Source organism: Hyalangium minutum (assembly GCF_000737315.1).
In the GTDB taxonomy this organism is placed as follows: domain Bacteria; phylum Myxococcota; class Myxococcia; order Myxococcales; family Myxococcaceae; genus Hyalangium; species Hyalangium minutum.
The window spans coordinates 155,544-171,899 of record NZ_JMCB01000028.1; the positions used below are offsets into that span (position 1 = coordinate 155,544).

Annotated in this window: 12 protein-coding genes; 9 read left to right on the forward strand and 3 right to left on the reverse strand. The window is 69.8% G+C overall.

The features are described 5' to 3' along the window. Genes DB31_RS41525 through DB31_RS41535 form a run of 3 tightly spaced genes read left to right on the forward strand, consistent with a single transcriptional unit; the run spans position 1 to position 4,434 of the window. Positions 1–705, forward strand: a complete 705-nt coding sequence (locus DB31_RS41525; RefSeq protein ID WP_044198810.1) for an ABC transporter ATP-binding protein — start codon at positions 1–3, stop codon at positions 703–705. After that, entirely contained in the window at positions 702–3,239 is a 2,538-nt protein-coding gene (locus DB31_RS41530) for an FtsX-like permease family protein (RefSeq protein ID WP_044198811.1), read from the forward strand. Before DB31_RS41525 ends, DB31_RS41530 begins: the two co-directional genes overlap by 4 nt. A gap of 4 nt (positions 3,240–3,243) precedes the next feature. Further along, complete coding sequence (locus tag DB31_RS41535; protein ID WP_044198812.1) at positions 3,244–4,434, forward strand: lipocalin-like domain-containing protein; 1,191 nt, start codon at positions 3,244–3,246, stop codon at positions 4,432–4,434. Here the strand turns inward: DB31_RS41535 and DB31_RS45775 are convergent. Continuing rightward, complete coding sequence (locus DB31_RS45775; protein ID WP_169787166.1) at positions 4,406–6,799, reverse strand: serine/threonine protein kinase; 2,394 nt, start codon at positions 6,797–6,799, stop codon at positions 4,406–4,408. The genes DB31_RS41535 and DB31_RS45775 overlap by 29 nt on opposite strands. 63 nt (positions 6,800–6,862) lie before the next feature. Next, on the reverse strand, positions 6,863–7,393 hold the full coding sequence (locus DB31_RS41545) for an FHA domain-containing protein (RefSeq protein ID WP_044198814.1): 531 nt from the start codon (positions 7,391–7,393) through the stop codon (positions 6,863–6,865). Positions 7,394–7,489: 96 nt separating this feature from the next. On the opposite strand from DB31_RS41545, the gene glpK reads away from it, so the two are divergent. The 4 genes from glpK (at position 7,490) to DB31_RS41565 (ending at position 12,007) form a co-directional block, all read left to right on the forward strand. After that, positions 7,490–8,974 carry a glycerol kinase GlpK gene (gene glpK / locus DB31_RS41550; RefSeq protein WP_044198816.1) on the forward strand — a complete coding sequence of 495 codons (1,485 nt, stop codon included), beginning with the start codon at positions 7,490–7,492 and terminating at the stop codon, positions 8,972–8,974. Between the two features lie 69 nt (positions 8,975–9,043). Continuing rightward, positions 9,044–10,384, forward strand: a complete 1,341-nt coding sequence (locus DB31_RS41555) for a cupredoxin domain-containing protein (protein ID WP_044198817.1) — start codon at positions 9,044–9,046, stop codon at positions 10,382–10,384. Between the two features lie 55 nt (positions 10,385–10,439). Further along, the gene (locus tag DB31_RS41560; protein WP_044198819.1) at positions 10,440–10,757 is read left to right on the forward strand and encodes a 4a-hydroxytetrahydrobiopterin dehydratase; all 318 of its coding nucleotides are present in this window, start codon (positions 10,440–10,442) and stop codon (positions 10,755–10,757) included. Between the two features lie 11 nt (positions 10,758–10,768). Beyond that, positions 10,769–12,007, forward strand: a complete 1,239-nt coding sequence (locus DB31_RS41565) for a hypothetical protein (protein ID WP_044198821.1) — start codon at positions 10,769–10,771, stop codon at positions 12,005–12,007. Positions 12,008–12,033: 26 nt separating this feature from the next. Here DB31_RS41565 and DB31_RS45780 read toward each other — a convergent pair whose 3' ends face one another. Next, positions 12,034–13,044 carry an Rpn family recombination-promoting nuclease/putative transposase gene (locus DB31_RS45780; RefSeq protein ID WP_052420663.1) on the reverse strand — a complete coding sequence of 337 codons (1,011 nt, stop codon included), beginning with the start codon at positions 13,042–13,044 and terminating at the stop codon, positions 12,034–12,036. A 196-nt stretch (positions 13,045–13,240) separates the two neighbouring features. Between DB31_RS45780 and DB31_RS41575 the strand changes: the two genes are divergently transcribed. Continuing rightward, entirely contained in the window at positions 13,241–14,113 is an 873-nt protein-coding gene (locus tag DB31_RS41575) for a DMT family transporter (protein ID WP_044198822.1), read from the forward strand. Continuing rightward, positions 14,110–16,344 carry a beta-N-acetylhexosaminidase gene (locus DB31_RS41580; RefSeq protein WP_083969197.1) on the forward strand — a complete coding sequence of 745 codons (2,235 nt, stop codon included), beginning with the start codon at positions 14,110–14,112 and terminating at the stop codon, positions 16,342–16,344. The genes DB31_RS41575 and DB31_RS41580 overlap by 4 nt, the downstream gene beginning before the upstream one ends. Positions 16,345–16,356 lie beyond the last annotated feature (12 nt).

Genomic DNA, 16,356 nt, shown 5'->3' on the forward strand with positions numbered 1-16,356 from the left:
ATGACCTCTCCTGCCTCCGCTCCGCTCGTCGAGCTGCATGACGTCTCCAAGACCTACGCCGAAGGCGAGGCCCTCCGCGAGGTGCTCACGGGCGCGAGCCTGTCCCTGCACCGGGGCGAGTTCGTGGTGCTGCTCGGCCGCAGTGGCTCGGGCAAGTCCACCCTGCTCAACCTCATCAGCGGGATTGATCTGCCGACGCGCGGCACGGTGACGGTGGAGGGCCGGGAGCTGAGCCGCCTGAGCGAGCGTGAGCGCACCTTGCTGCGCCGCGAGCGCATCGGCTTCGTGTTCCAGGCCTTCAACCTGCTGCCCACGCTGACGGTGGAGGAGAACGTGCGGCTGCCGCTGGAGCTGACGGGGCGCACCGGCACGGCGGCGGACGAGCGGGTGCGGGAGTTGCTCGGGCAGGTGGGGCTCGGCGGGCGGGAGCGCAGCTTCCCGGACCGGCTCTCCGGCGGCGAGCAGCAACGCGTGGCGGTGGCGAGGGCCCTGGCTCATGCCCCACCCCTGCTGTTGGCGGACGAGCCCACGGGCAACCTGGATGAGCAGACGGGCCGGCAGGTGCTGGATCTGCTGGTGGGGGGCATCCGCCGGGACAACGCCTGCGCGTTCGTAGTGACGCATGACCCGGACCTGGCTGCGCTCGCGGACCGCATCTTCGTGATGGAGGCGGGCCGGCTCCATGAGCGGCGGGTGAAGCCGTGAGCCACCGCCTGCTGACCCTCGCGAGCGCCCGCCACCTGGGAAAGCACCCGTGGCTCACCGCGCTGTCGTTGCTGGGCATCGCGCTGGGCGTGGCGGTGGTGGTGTCCATCGATCTGGCGAGCAGCAGCGCCCTGCGCGCTTTCGAGCAGTCCACGGAGACGGTGTCGGGCCGCGCCACGCACCAGCTCGTGGGGGGCGCCACGGGCCTGCCGGACTCGCTGTACCGCGAGCTGCGGATGCGCCCGGGAGCTCCGTTGGCGGCTCCCGTGGTGGAGGGCTCCGTGCGGGCGCTGCGGGGTGATCGGCGGCCTCTCACCGTGCTCGGAGTGGATCCGTTCGCGGAGGCTCCGTTCAGGCCCTACGTGCGTGGAGGCGGCTCGGGGACGATGGATGCGCTCCTCACCGAGCCGGGGACGGTGATTCTCCCGGCCGCCACGGCGCGCCTGCTCGGCGTGGGCGTGGGGGACTCCTTCGAGGTGGGCGTGGGGGGACTGACTCGCTCTCTCAAGGTGGTGCTGCTCCTCACGCCTCCGGATGAACGCACCGCCCGTGCGATGGAGGGACTGGTGCTCACGGATGTGTCCACCGCCCAGGAACTGCTCGGACGCACGGGACGGCTCTCGCGCATCGACCTGCGGCTCGACAGCGAGGCGGAGCTGGCGCCGCTCCAGGCGTGGCTGCCTCCCGGCGTGGAGGTGGTGCGTCCCTCGGCTCGGGGCTCGACCGTGGATCAGATGACCCGCGCCTTCCGCACCAACCTCACTGCCCTGTCGCTGCTGGCGCTCGTGGTGGGCATGTTCCTCATCTACAACACCATGACGTTCTCCGTGGTGCAGCGGCGCGGGTTGCTCGGGCGGCTGCGGGCGCTCGGCGTCACCCGGGGCGAGCTGTTCACCGTGGTGCTCGGCGAGGCCGCGCTGCTCGGCGCGGTGGGCACGGCGGCGGGGCTGCTGCTCGGCATCATGCTGGGGCGAGGCCTCGTGGGCCTCGTCACGCAGACGATCAATGATCTCTACTTCGTCGTGAGCGTGCGGCGGCTGTCGCTGGAGCCCTGGACGCTCGTCAAAGGCCTGGGGCTGGGGCTGGGGGCCACGGTCGTCGCCGCGCTGATGCCGGCCTGGGAGGCCGCGCGCTCGACCCCCGTCACCACGATGCGCCGCTCCACCGTGGAAGATGTGGCCCGGAGCCGTGCGCCCCGGCTGGCGCTCCTGGGGTTGGGACTGCTCGGGCTCGGAGGAGGACTGCTGGCGCTGCCCACGCATGCCCTGCCTCCAGCGTATGCGGGGCTCTTCGCGGTGCTGCTCGGCACGGCGCTGCTGGTGCCCTGGACCACGGAGCGGCTGGCGCTGGCGTCCGCAGGCCCGCTCGGAGCGGGGTTCGGGATGCTCGGGCGCATGGCCGCGCGAGGCGTGAGGGCGAGCCTCAGCCGGACCGCCGTGGCCCTGGCCGCTCTCATGATTGCCGTGGCCACCACCGTGGGCGTGGGCCTCATGGTCGCGAGCTTCCGAGGCACCGTCGTCTCCTGGCTGGAGTCCTCGCTCCAGGCGGATGTCTTCATCTCTCCGCCCTCGCTCATCGCCCGGCGCGGTTATTCCGCATTCGTGCCCGGCCTCGTGGAGCACCTGCGCGCCACGCCCGGTGTCGCCGCGAGCTCCACCATCCGCGTGGTGCAGCTGACCGTGGATGGCTTGCCGACGGATGTGCTCGCGGTGGAGTTTGCTCAGGGCCCCGAGCGCCCCTATCGCTTCAAGGACGGAGACCCCACCGCCATTTGGCGTGAGCTGGAGGCCCCCGGCACCCTGCTCGTCTCCGAGCCCTTCAGCTACCACCGGAACGTCCACCGGGGAGACACGGTGCGGCTGCCCACGGACAAGGGGCCTCGGGACTTCCGCGTCGCGGGCGTGTACTTCGACTATGGGTCGGACACCGGCACGGTGCTCATGCCCCGCGCTACATATAATGAGTATTTCGATGACCGGGAGGTGAGCGGGCTGGCGCTCTACGCCGCGCCGGGCCAGGACGTCGATGCGCTCGTGGCACGGGTGCTGGAGCGGACAGGAGATCGGCAGACGCTGAACGTCCGCCCCAACCGCGCGCTGCGCGAGGGCTCGCTGGAGGTGTTCGACCGCACCTTCACCATCACCCACGTCCTCCGGCTCCTGGCCATCGGTGTGGCATTCATCGGCGTGCTCAGCGCGCTCATGGCGCTGCAGCTGGAGCGGGCGCGGGAGTTCGCCGTGCTCCGAGCCATGGGACTGACTCCGGGCCAGCTCTGGGGGCTCGTCTCGCTCCAGACGGGACTTCTGGGGCTGCTGGCGGGCCTCTTCGCCCTGCCACTGGGCGTGGGGCTCGCAGCCATCCTCGTCTACGTCATCAACCAGCGCTCATTCGGGTGGACGCTGCAGCTCGCGGTGACGCCCTCGATTCTGGGGCAGGCGCTGCTCCTGGCACTGGTGGCCGCCGCGCTCGCCGGGCTGTATCCCGCCTGGCGAATGGCTCGGGCCAACCCGGCGCTGGCGCTACGGGAGGAGTGAAGGCATGGGCGGCGGAAAGGCACTGGCGCTGGGAGTGGCGGGAGTGCTGGTGGCGCTCGCGGCCGGGGCCTGGCTCGTCACGCGCGAGGACACCGCCGCCGAGCCGCAGCGGACACGGCTCACGGTGGCAGAGGCACTCGGGGGCACCGGAGGAACCGAGGGCTTCGCACGCGCCTCCGGGCCTCGCGCGTTCCACTTCCCCGAGGACCACGGCCCCCACCCGGAGTTCCGCACCGAGTGGTGGTACTGGACGGGTCACCTGGAGACGGCGGATGGGCACGCCTTCGGCTACCAGCTCACGCTGTTCCGCAACGCGCTGGCGCCCCGCGAGGCCCCGCGCGACTCCGAGTGGGGCGCGCGCGAGGTCTACATGGGGCACTTCGCGCTCTCGGACATCGGCGCTGGACGCTTCCACGCCTTCGAGCGCTTCAGCCGGGCGGCGGTGGGGCTCGCGGGCGCCCAGTCGCAGCCCTTCCAGGTGTGGCTCGAGGACTGGAAGGCCGAGAGTTCCGGGCCCGGCGTCTTCCCCATGAAGCTGTCGGCGGAGTCCGGCGGTGTGGCGCTGTCACTGGTGCTGGAGGAGGGCAAGCCGCCCGTGCTCCAGGGCGACCGAGGGCTGAGCCAGAAGACGGCGGGAGAGGGCAACGCCTCCTATTACTACTCGCTCACGCGGATGCCCACGCGCGGCACGGTGACGGTGGATGGGCGCACCCACGAGGTGACGGGCGACAGCTGGATGGATCGCGAGTGGAGCACGAAGTCCCTCGGCGCCGAGCAGGTGGGCTGGGACTGGTTCGCGTTCCAGCTCTCCGACGGCAGCGAGTTCATGCATTACCAGCTCCGCCTCAAGGACGGCTCGGCGGACCCGTTCAGCGCGGGCGTGGACATCCCCGCTCAGGGCGAGTCCATCCACCTGTCCCGCGACGAGGTGCGCATCGAGGTGCTGGACTCGTGGCGCAGCCCGCGCAGTGGCACCCCATACCCGGCGCGCTGGAGGCTCTCCGTGCCTTCGAGGCAGCTCGTGCTCGAGGTGACGCCCGCCCAGGCAGACCAGGAGCTGCCGGTGACGGTGCAGTACTGGGAAGGCGCCGTGCGCATTCAAGGAACACGCGCGGGACAGCCCATCACCGGGCGCGGCTACGTGGAGCTGACAGGGTACGGCGAGGCTAGTGCCCCGGCCCCATCTCCTCGATGACGGCCCCCGCCTCCTCGGGCGTCACTTCCCTCACGTCCACGGGGGGCGCGGGCGGCGGCGGGGGAATGGCGGTGACGGACACCTCCATCTGGGCCTGCCCGTCCTCCTCCGAGCGCGGGAGCGCGAACCACAGCTCCCGGGCCCCCTGCAGCGTGTAGCGGCCCGGCCTGAGCGCGTACCGGAGCTCTCCGGTGAGCTGGCCGTTCACCTGGATCTTCCCCGTCTTCGTGGGGACGACCAGGACGGCCACAGCGCTCGAAGGGACGCCCTCCCGGGGCAGGAAATCCACGGCGTACCAGCTCTCGGGGTCGAGCTTCCGGACCGAGTACCGGTTCTCCAGCGCCACCTGGTGCGCGAAGCGGCGAGACTCCAGCTTGAGGTGCTGCACGGCCTTGGTGGCGTTGTCGCGCACGTGGAGGGTGAGGTTCCGGTCCACGTTCTTCTCGGAGGTGATGCCCACGAGGACGAAGGCGTGCAGCTTCCGGGCCTTCGGGAGCGCATGCGGCCGAGGCGTGGCCATGAAGAGCCGCTCCGCGTCGGGGATGCCCTCGCCCTCCAGGAACACGAAGACCTGGACCGAGCGGGCCGAGAACAGGCTCATGCCCTGCCGGAGATCCTGCTCCGAGATGGGCGCGTCTCCCGTATAGGAGCCGGACATCCAGACGGTGTAGCTCTGCGCCGGATCCAGGGCCTGCTGGAGCGAGCGAGACGTCGTGCTGAAGGAGTGCCACTTCTCCTCCAGCGTGAAGCGAGCGGGCACCTGCTCCGTGCCAAAGCGCGTGGCAAAGGACTCCCCCACGAGAGACGCCGACTGTGCCACAGCAGCAGCCACCGGGGTGACAGGAGCCGAGGCCGGCTCTGGAGCCGGAACCGGGGGTGGCGGAATGGGCTCCAACGTCACATCGAGCCGAGTGGCCAGCGCCCCCGCCTCGAATTGCTGGCTCCACGGCCGCATGCCCTTGAGGCTCAGCTCCACCGTGTGCGGCGCCTTGCGGCCCACGCCCTCGAGCTTCAGAGGCGTGGTCCCCTTGGGCACGCCATCCACGATGACCTGGGCGCCGAGCGGCGTGGAGAACACCTCCAGTGGCGGAACCCGCGCCTTCCAGAGGAAGCCCAACACCCCCCCCACCAACGCCACCGCCACCACGCCGACGATCCAGAAGTACCGGGTCTTCAGCCCCGGCAGCCCCACTTGGCCGTTCGCGACGGTCGCGGTGACCACCGTACCGGTGCCCTCCGCCGTCACCCCTCCGCTCTCTGGCTTCGTCGCGTCGACGGAGGGAACCTCCTCGGGCACGGAAGGCCCCCCGTCCGCCGAAGCCTGCTCGGGCGCCGGCTCCTCCAGCGCTCGCCAGCGCTGCGTGGCGCTCCACCGGGACATCTGCTCACGGAAGCGCTCGGCCACCTGCGGGGGGCGTCCCAGCGCGGTGAGCTCGGCCTCGTACAGCACGCCCATCATGTGCTTCAGGGTGTGGGCCGGGAAATGCGGCGCCTTGGTGGCCATCCAGTGGGAGAGCTGGTGCTGCAGGGCCTCGGCGCTGGGGATGCGGTCGTCCCGCTTGAACGCCATGGCCTCCTCGAGGATGTCCACCAGCGTCGGGTCCAGGTCCGGGTTGAGCTGCAGCGCTGGGGTGAGCCGCCCCTGGACGATGCGCTGCATCACCGCGATCTCGGGCCCCTCCACCGGAAGGCGGCCACAGAGCATCTTGAAGAGCACCACCCCCACCGCATACACGTCCGAGCGCGCATCGAGCTGCTCGCCCATCGCCTGCTCTGGCGAGAAGTAGAGGTACTTGCCCTTCACCATCCCCGCCTCGGTCTCCGGGCGCCCGGCCAGCTTCGCCTTGGCCACGCCGAAGTCGGAGATCTTCACCTGGCCGTCGTAGCTGATGAGGACGTTGTCCGGAGAGATGTCGCGGTGGACCAGCCCCAGCGGCCTCCCATTCTCATCCGCGCGCGTGTGGGCGTGGTGCAGGCCCTTGCACATCTCGATGGCGATGTTGACCGCCAGCGGTGCGGGCAGCTTGGACAGGTTCATCGCCTGGGCCTTCTTCAGCACCCGCGACAGCGGCTGGCCCTCCACCAGCTCCATGGCCAGGAAGTACTCACCATTGACCTGACCGAAGTCGAAGACCTGGACGATGTTGCCGTGGTTGAGCCCCACCGAGATGCGGGCCTCGTGGATGAACAGCTCCACGAAGGCGGGGTTCTCGGCGTAGACGTCCAGCACCTTCTTGATGACGACGGGCTTGGTGATGCCGGGCGCGGCCGTGTAGCGCGCACGGTACACAATGGCCATTCCCCCCATGCCGAGGCGCTCGAGCAGCTCGTACTTGCCGAAGGGGGTGACGGGAGTGTCGTTCAAGCCGGAGGCCATTCTAGCAACGCTGGAAGCGGGACGTCCCGCTCCCTTCCCTCCGGGTTGGGTTTACACAGGATCCTGGATAAGCCGCAGGTGCGCGTGCAACGTGTCCGTGTGCAGGTAGAGGAACTGCGCATCGCCGAACGAGAGCGCGTCCCCGTCTCGCAGCTGGTGGTCCTGGTGGGGCGCGAGCAGCACGGCGTTGACGAAGGTGCCATTCATGGAGCCCGCGTCCCGCACCAGGCACCCGCCCAGCGACTCGCTCCAGCGCAGCCGGGCGTGGAGCTTGGAGACGGACGGGTCCTTCACCATGAGCATGCAGGTGTCCATCCGCCCCACGGTGAACTCCTCGCCGTCCACGCGGGGCTGGAGCAGGTGCACCTCCAGGTGCTGGAAGCCCTGCAGCATCGTCAGGAGGCGCTCGGCCAGCCGGGTGCGGCTCACCATCATCACCGTGCGGGCCTGCTCCAGCTGCAGCGCCACCTGCTGGAGCACGGGCTCCGGCGGCTGCTGGATGAGCGCCACCGGGCCAGAAGCGGCCCGAAAGGCCTCCAGGGGGGCCTCGGCAAAGGGACGGAGCTGCTGCACGGACGGCATACTTTCCCCAGGTTACTCCGCTGGAAGGCGCCTGCCCACCCCCATGGGTCGGGTAAGGTTTCTCCCATCCGGCACGACACGCCGGGGGAGGGATTCATGGCGAAGGCGAAGCATGTCCTGGCGATCGACCAGGGCACCACTGGGACTCACGTCACCATCCTCGATGCCCGGCTCCAGGTGGCCGGCAAGGCCTACCGCGAGTTCACCCAGCACTTCCCCAAGCCGTCCTGGGTGGAGCACGACCTGGAGGAAATTTGGGCCTCCAGCGAGTTCTGCATCTCCCGCGCCCTGAAGGACGCGGGGCTGAAGGGCACGGACATCGCCGCGGTGGGCATCACCAACCAGCGGGAGACGACGGGCCTGTGGCACCGGGGTACGGGCAAGCCGCTGGGGCACGCCATCGTCTGGCAGGACCGGCGCACGGCGGACATCTGCGCGCAGCTCAAGGCCAAGGGCGTGGAGCCGCGGGTGCGCGAGGTGACGGGGCTGGTGCTGGATCCGTACTTCTCCGGCACCAAGCTGACGTGGATGTTCGAACACCTCAAGGGCGCCCGGGCCCGCGCGGAGAAGGGCGACGTGTGCTTCGGCACCATCGACACGTGGCTCGTGTACAAGCTCACCGGCGGCCAGGCCCATGTCACGGATGTGTCAAACGCCAGCCGCACGCTGTTGATGGACCTGCGCACGATGCTGTGGGACGACGAGCTGCGCTCGCTGCTGGGCGTGCCGGCCGCGTGCTTGCCGCAGATCCGCGGCTCGGCGGAGGTGTACGGCACCACACGCGGAATGAAGAGCCTGCCGGACGGCATCCCCGTGTCCGGCATGGCGGGGGACCAACAGGCGGCCCTCTTCGGGCAAGCGTGCTTCGAGCCCGGCGAGTCCAAGTGCACCTACGGCACGGGCGCCTTCCTGCTGATGAACACGGGGGAGACGCCGGTGCGCTCCACGGCGGGCCTGCTAACGACGGTGGCGTGGCGGCTGGGCGAGCGGACCACGTATGCGCTGGAGGGCAGCTCCTTCATCGCGGGCGCCGCCGTGCAGTGGCTGCGGGACGGGCTCAAGGTCATCAAGCGCGCCCCGGACATCGAGGGGCTCGCCCAGAGCGTGAAGGACTCGGGGGACGTGGTCTTCGTGCCGGCGCTGGCAGGCCTGGGCGCGCCGCACTGGCGGCCCGAGGCGCGGGGCCTGTTCGCGGGCATGGACCGCTCCACCACGGTGGCGCACCTGGCGCGCGCGGTGCTGGAGGGCATCGCGCTGCAGATCCGCGACCTGGCGGACGCGATGCGCCATGACAGCGGGCGGGCCATTCCCTCCTTCAAGGTGGACGGGGGCGCAGCGGCCAACAACCTGCTGATGCAGTACCAGGCGGACGTGCTGGACACGCCGGTGGTGCGCCCGCGCAACCTGGAGACGACGAGCCTGGGCGCAGCGTTCCTGGGCGGCCTGGGCGCGGGGGTGTGGAGCAGCCCGGAGGCCATCCGCCGCGCGTGGAAGGCCGAGCGCACCTTCAAGCCGAAGATGAAGCCCGAGGTGCGTGAACGGCATCTGGCCAAATGGAAGCGGGCGGTAGAGCGCGCGTGAGCCGAATCGGGGTATGAATCTCCCGCTGCCGCCCCGTCCCGGGCCGGAGGGGCGGCCGAGGAGTCCTCCATGCTGAAGACCTGCCGCTTCCTCCTCCTCCTGGGAGTCCTGTGGGGGCTCACCGGGTGCCCGGACACCCCGTGCTTCGACGGCGGGGTCGGCGTCTTCCCGGGTGCGCAGCCCGGGGTCATCCTGGTGGGCGAGCCGGCGCGCCTGGAGGTCGCTCCCTCGGCGGTGAGCGCCTGTGGCCAACAGTTCGACACGACCCCCGAATCCCTCACAGTGGAGGTCTACGGCCCGGACAACCAGCCCGTGGCGAGCCAGGCCACGCTCGGCAATCCCACCTCGGCGCTGGCCATCGTGAAGTTCACCCCGGACAAGCCGGGCCGCTACCACGTCTTCGCCGCGTTCGATCCGGTGGGCGGCATCCAGCAGATGGACCTCTACGCCGCGAGGAACCGCTCCGCCGAGGCTCCCCTCTTCAACCTGCCCTCGCTGTGCACCTCGCTGGAGCGCACCCAGCGCGGCGGGTGGCTGTGTGATCTGCAGTTCCTCCGGGACGGCAAGCTGGTGAAGGGCTTCACCAGCGGGCGGCTGGCCGTGGCCGGGGATGTGGTGTGGGTGGCCTCCAGCGCGCAGGTGCAGCGCTACGTGGACACCGGGACGGAGCTGCTGCTGACGGCCAGCCGGAGCACCAACGTGAGCAGCGCCGAGTTCCTCCTGGCCACGGAGAACGAGCTGCTGATGCTGAGCAGCTCCGCGCTCGACCGCTTCGTCTATGACGGGACGCAGACGCTGAGCTTCCCGAGCTCGGTGCAGGTGCCCGTCACGTCCGAGAGAGTGGGCACCACGGGCCTGAGCGGCCTGCTGGTCCGCTCGGGAGACCGGTTGGGCCTCGTCACCCACGCGCCACCGAGCGGAGGCGTGCAGCCGTTCAACTCCTTCACCACCCAGGTCTGCTCCTACCGGCTCGAAGGGGAGCGCATCGTGCGCACGGCCGATCCATGCCAGACGTTCACCGGCAAGGTGGTGGGCTACGAGCCGGGCGTCCTCTGGGTCGGGACGCCGCTCTCCTTCGGCGAGCAGTTCTCGGATCTGCGCCGGCTGGAGTGGACGGCGGCGGGCATTGCGGAGCAGGCCTCGCTGCCGCTGGGACAGAACTTCCAGCTGTCGCCTCAGCCGTTCAGCCCGCGCAACTGGGTGGTGCCCGTCGTCATGTCGCCGGTCTCCACGGTGGGCTTTGCCAACCGCGTGACCGTGGCGGTGTACTCGCCGGAGCGGCGCTCCATCCTCCTGGAGATGCTGGACACCGAGCTGACCAACCCCAGCGCCTCGGGGAGCCTGCTGTGGACAGGGCCCTCCTCGGGACCGTTGACGCCCCGAGTCCGCGTCCGGCCGACGACACCGTGACGGAGCGGGTGTGTTCCCTGCTCCTTTCCGAGCCGCACGGAGGTAGAAAGGCGCCATGGCCTACGACCGCACGCTGCTCACCGCCGAGGCGCTGCAGACCTTCCTCACCCAGCACCCGGGCTGGAAGCACGAGGGAGGGATGATCCGCCGCACCTACGAGGCGCCCACCTTCCTGGCGGGCATCGCCTTCGTGAACAAGGTGGCCCAGGCCGCGGAGGCGGCGGACCACCACCCGGACATCGACATCCGCTGGCGCAAGGTGACGCTGGCGCTCGTCACGCATGATGCGGGAGGCCTGACGTGGAGGGACACGAAGCTGGCGGAGGCGGCGGACGGTCTCTTCGCCGAGGTGACGGCTTCAACCCCCGCGTAGAGCCGTCTCTCATGCGCACTTTGGCCCTGCTGTCGTTCACCGCTGTGCTGGCCCTGGCGCCCCGAGCCTGGGGCCAGGAGGAGGAGCCCCCGGTAGAGCCCCGGCAGGAGCGGCTGTACGTGAACTCGGGGGTGCTGCAGGGCTCCACGCGCATGGTGGGCATGGGCGGGGCGTACGCGGGCATCGCCGAGGGAACGGCGGGCTTCGCGAGCAACCTGGCCGCGCTGGCGCACCGGGGGCCGCAGCTGGATCGGGACTGGGACGTGGGGGTGACGCTGTCGTGGTTGGACGTGCCGCTGTCGAAGCGGCGCGGGCAGGACCTGGACAACGATGGGCTGCCGGATGAGGCGCCCGGCAGCTCGCAGCTGCTGTTCGGCCTGCTGCTGCAATACAAGGAATACGGCCTGGGCACATTCCTGCGGAGGCGCACGGTGAACTACTGCGCCACGGAGGCGTGCTTGGAGAACGACACCATCAGCGTGGAGGTGACACAGTCGGCGCTGGCGGGGGCGCTGGCGCTGGGGCAGGACGAGTTCATCGTCTCGCTGGGCATCTACACGGCGCTGGCGGCGCTGAGCCAGGGCAAGGAGAAGTGGGAGTACGGGGGCACGGGCATCTCGCTGGACCTGCTCTTCCGGCCGCAGGGGAGGCCCTACCGGGTGGGGATTGCCGTGCGGCCGCAGGTGGTGGGCGGCTGGAGGCAGAAGGAGGGCCAGGAGCCAGTGCTGGCGGGGCGGCCCATCTACTCGGCGGTGGTGGCTCCGGCGACGCTGTCGCTGGGGGTGAGCTATCGCTTCGGAGAGGGGGCGGAGCGCTACAACCGGCTGTCTCCGGCGGCGCGGCGGCAGCTCATCGCAGCGGGGGCGCATTATGTGCCCGCCGAGGAGTCACCGGACGCGCCTGCGGGGAACTTCCTGGTGTCGGCGCAGGTGGATTTGATCTCGAGTGTGGAGAACGGGGTGGCCCTGCGCTCGGTGACGGCGTTCGGAGAGCCGGAGCCGGTGGGACGCACGACGCTGTTCCAGCCGCACCTGGGAGCCGAGCACGACTCGTGGCCGGGCCGGGTGCGCACGCGGCTGGGGATCTTCGTGGAGCCCTCGGCCTTCAATGGACAGGTGCCCCGGCCACACCTCACGGGCGGGTTCGAGGTGTTCCTGTTCCGGTACTGGGAAGACTGGGCGGTGAGTGCCTCGTTCGATTTGGCGCGGCGCTACTCGAACGTGGGCTTCTCCTTGGGGTTCTGGCGGTAGACCTGAGCGTTACTGCGCCGAGTGGTTCACCCGTTCTGCTCAAGCTCCTCAAGGCCTGGTAGGTCCGAGAGGCGAGTGGCCTTCAGAGCCCTCTCGAACCATAGGTCCAAGGTCGCCAAGTCCCTGCAGGCCAGGATTCTCTGGCGGGTGCCTTCGTCCAAGGCAATGCCTCGTGAGGTCAGGATCCGCAGCAGGTACGCCGAGCGCCCTTGAGCTTCCCCTTCGGCCACTCCTTTGACGCGTGCTTCTTCGAGGGCCGGTGTTTTAAAGGGCATCTTCGTTTCCTCCGCTCGCTGTTCCTTGCTCATTGAATCTAACACGCTCCACAGAGCGTCCAGGGCTCCCTCGGCCCCTACCCTGTGCAGGTAATGTGCTGCAGCGCGCAGACCTTCCTGCCCTTCCGGAGAGACCAACACTTCCGCCAACACCGGGCGCCAGTTCTCCAGCAGCAAGGCCAATTGTTCAGAGGCGCCCGAGCGCAGCAGCAGCCACGTCAGCACCACCACCGGTGGAGCAGCCCGAGCTCGCAAGGCCTCCTCCCTCTCAGCCGTCAAGTTGTCCAGCCGGTACTCGAAGCGCGGCACCAATTCGCGCCAGATCTCCGAAGCCTCACTGGGCAATTGGAACAACTCCTCCATTCGCCGCGCCGCCGTCCACCGTCCCTCCGACCCGTGGTACATGACGACAGGCAAGATGACCGGCAGCGTGTCGCTCTCCGGGTGCTCCTGAAGCCAACGCTCCAGCTGCCGCATCACGTACCGCAGCATTCGGAACGCCATCCACTTGTCCACGGACGACTGGTGCTCCAGCAACAGATAGAGCAGCAGCGGCTCTCCCCCATGCAGCCGCGCTGAGAACAGCAGATCGCTCTGGCGCTCCCGCAGCTCCGCGTCCACCACGCTCCCTGACTCGCGATGCAGGCTGCTCCAGTCCACTTGCGCCACCACCTCCGGTGGCAACACCGCGCGCAACTCCGCCGCCGCCCGCTCTGGGTGGTCGAAGGTGTAGCGCACCAACAAGTCATGAGGGCCCGGCATGCAGGGCACGACTCAGCACGTCGTGTGCCAGCGTCACGACGCTCCAAGTCCCCGTACTGCCAAGCGCACGAGGAGGTCGTCCGTGACTCCATCGCAGATTCGCGTCTCTCCCCGTGGACGGTGAATCCACCGAGGTGGACGGTGGCCGGTTCATGCTGACGGCGGGAACGGGATCCTGGGAGACTCGTGGCCTCACATGAGGACGACCCTCTTCACGGTCTTGGCGCTCTTAGGGTTCGCGGCCAACTCGCTGCTGTGCCGGGCCGCGCTGGCCGGTGGCGGGCGCTTCATCGACGCGGCGAGCTTCACTGGAGTGCGGCTGGTGTCCGGTGCCCTCATGCTGGGCCTCCTGCTGCGGTTGCGCGGAGGGCGCTATCAGGGCGGCTCGTGGGGCTCGGCCCTGGCGCTGTTCACCTACGCTGCGGGCTTCTCTCTCGCGTACATGCGCATCCCCGCGGGCGTGGGCGCCCTGCTTCTCTTCGGGTGCGTGCAGGCGACGATGCTCGGCACGGGGCTCGTGCGGGGCGAACGCCCGAGACCCCTCGAGTGGGCAGGGCTGCTGCTGGCGCTCGGTGGGCTCGTGGGACTGGCGGCTCCCGGTGCCACGGCTCCGGACTTCGTAGGCGCGGCGTTGATGGCCGGAGCCGGAGTCGCCTGGGGCGTGTACTCACTGCGAGGGCGCGGAAGCACCCACCCGCTCGCGGCCACGGCCCAGAACTTCCTGCTCAGTGTTCCCCTGGCCCTGGCACTGTCAGCTGTGAGCACCGCACTTCAGAGCGCACCGCATGCCACCCCTCGGGGCGTGGTGCTCGCCATCGCCTCGGGAGCGCTCGCGTCGGGCGTGGGCTACAGCCTGTGGTACGCGGCGCTACCGCACCTCACGGCGACCCGAGCCGCCATTATCCAGCTCTCGGTGCCTGTGCTCGCGGCCACGGGCGGAGTGTTGCTGCTCGGCGAGCAGTTGACGGTACGGCTTGTGGGTGCAGGGACAGCGCTGCTGTGCGGCGTACTCCTGGCCCTGGCCGCGCGCTGGCGCAAATCCATAGAGACCGCGAAGGGGCACCGATGACGCACACGCGATGGCACCAATGGATGCTCCTGGGCGTCCTGCTATGGAGCACCTGGACTGCAGCCGCTCCTGCCACTCCCAGCGGCGTCTCCCGCTCGCATGGGTTGATGCCAGTCCCTGCCTCGCTCCAGTTCCGAGAAGGACGCCTACCCCTCACCGCCGCGTTCTCCCTCAGCGTGCGAGGCCCCGTGGACCGCCGGCTGGAGACCGCCCTCCAGCGCATGCTCCGGCGCCTCGAAGGACGCACAGGCCTGACCCTCTCGCGCGAGCCCACCGAGCCCGAGAAGGCCACCCTGCTCGTCGAGGTGAAGTCACCGGGAAACCCACTCCCCACCCTGGGAGACGACGAGTCCTACACGCTCGAAGTGGACGGGAACCGCGCGACGCTCCGAGCCGCTCAAGTCGTCGGCGCCCTGCGAGGCATCGAGACCCTCCTTCAGCTTCTCCAGGGAGACCGAGACGGCTGGTTCCTGCCCGCCGTGGCCCTCTCCGACCGGCCGCGCTTCCCCTGGCGAGGGCTGCTCATCGACGTCAGCCGCCACTGGCTGCCGCTGGAGGTGCTCAAGCGCAACCTCGATGGCATGGCGGCAGTGAAGCTCAACGTGCTCCACCTGCACCTCACCGATGATCAGGGCTTCCGCGTCGAGAGCCGCCGCTTCCCCCGCCTCCACGAGCTGGGCTCGGATGGCCTCTACTTCACCCAGCAGCAGCTGCGCGAGCTCATCGCCTACGCCGCCGACCGGGGCATCCGCGTCGTGCCCGAGTTCGACATGCCGGGCCACGTCACGAGCTGGCTCGTGGGCCACTCGGAGCTGGCGAGCGTCCCAGGCCCGTACTCCATCGAGCGCAAGTGGGGCATCTTCGACCCGACGCTCGACCCCACGCGCGAGGAGGTGTACCCGTTCCTCGACGCCTTCCTCGGCGAGATGGCGGAGCTGTTCCCCGATGCCTGGATGCACATCGGCGGGGACGAGAACACGGGCAACCACTGGCGGGTGAACCCCGCCATCCAGTCCTTCATGGCGAGCCGAGGCCTCGCCGACTCGCACGCGCTCCAAACGTACTTCGGAGACCGCGTCGCGAAGATCCTCCAGAAGCACGGCAAGCGCATGATGGGCTGGGACGAGATCCTCCACCCCACCCTCCCAAAGGATGCAGTCGTCCAGACGTGGCGAGGCCCCAAGGCACTCGCGGAGAGCGCGAAGCAGGGGTACGCGGGCATCCTCTCGTGGGGCTACTACCTGGACCACATGCTGCCTGCGGGCCTCCACTACACAGTGGACCCGCTGCCCGCGGATGGAAAGCGAATGGCCGAGGAGGCCAACCGCTGGATCCCCGTCTCCTGGTACCACCGCTTCCAGTTCAAGCCCCCCGAGACCTCCGTCCGCGAGAAGGACGCCCCGCGAGTCCTCGGCGGCGAGGCCTGCATGTGGTCCGAGTTCGCGGACACCGAGACGATCGACTCGCGCATCTGGCCTCGGCTGGCCGCCGTCGCCGAGCGGCTGTGGTCGCCGCGCGAGGTGACGGATGTCCAGGACATGTACCGCCGGCTGGAGCTCCTGCGCGTGCAGCTGGAGGAGCATGGACTCCTGCACGAGCGCACCCGTGAGGTGCTCCTGCGCCGGCTCGCGGGCGCAGCCAACCCGGGCCCGCTGCGCGTCCTGGCGGAGCTGGTGGAGCCGGTGAAGTTCTACGATCGGCCCGTGCAGTTCCAGGCCGCCACCCAGGGCATGCCGTTGACGCGGCTCGTGGATGCGGCACGGCCGGAGAGCCCGGAGGCCCGGGCACTGAGGACCTCCGTCGATGAGCTGCTGAGCGACGCGCCCCGGTTCGCTCGGAACGCGGAGCGGCTGACCCAGGCGTTCAGCCAGTGGCGCGAGCTCCACCCCGAGCTGTCACACCTGCTGGAGCGCTCACCCGCCCTGCACGAGGTCCGCCCGCTGGGAGAGGGGCTGCTGGCGCTGGCCCAGACGGGACAGGAAGCACTCTCCTCTATAAGGAGTGGCACGGCACCGCGCGTGGGCTGGCGTGAAGAGGCGCTCCAGCGCATCAACGAGGCCGCGCGTCCCCAGGGACAGGTGGAGTTCGCCATCATCCAACCCCTGCGCGAGCTGGTCCTCGCGGCCGTCCTCCAGCCGGAGGCCACAACCCTGTCCGCCGCCGCATGGCACGCCTGGGTGAAGGCCGAGGCCCTGGCCGCCATCCCCAAGCCGCCCGAGAAGAAGAAGTAACAGCCCAGACAG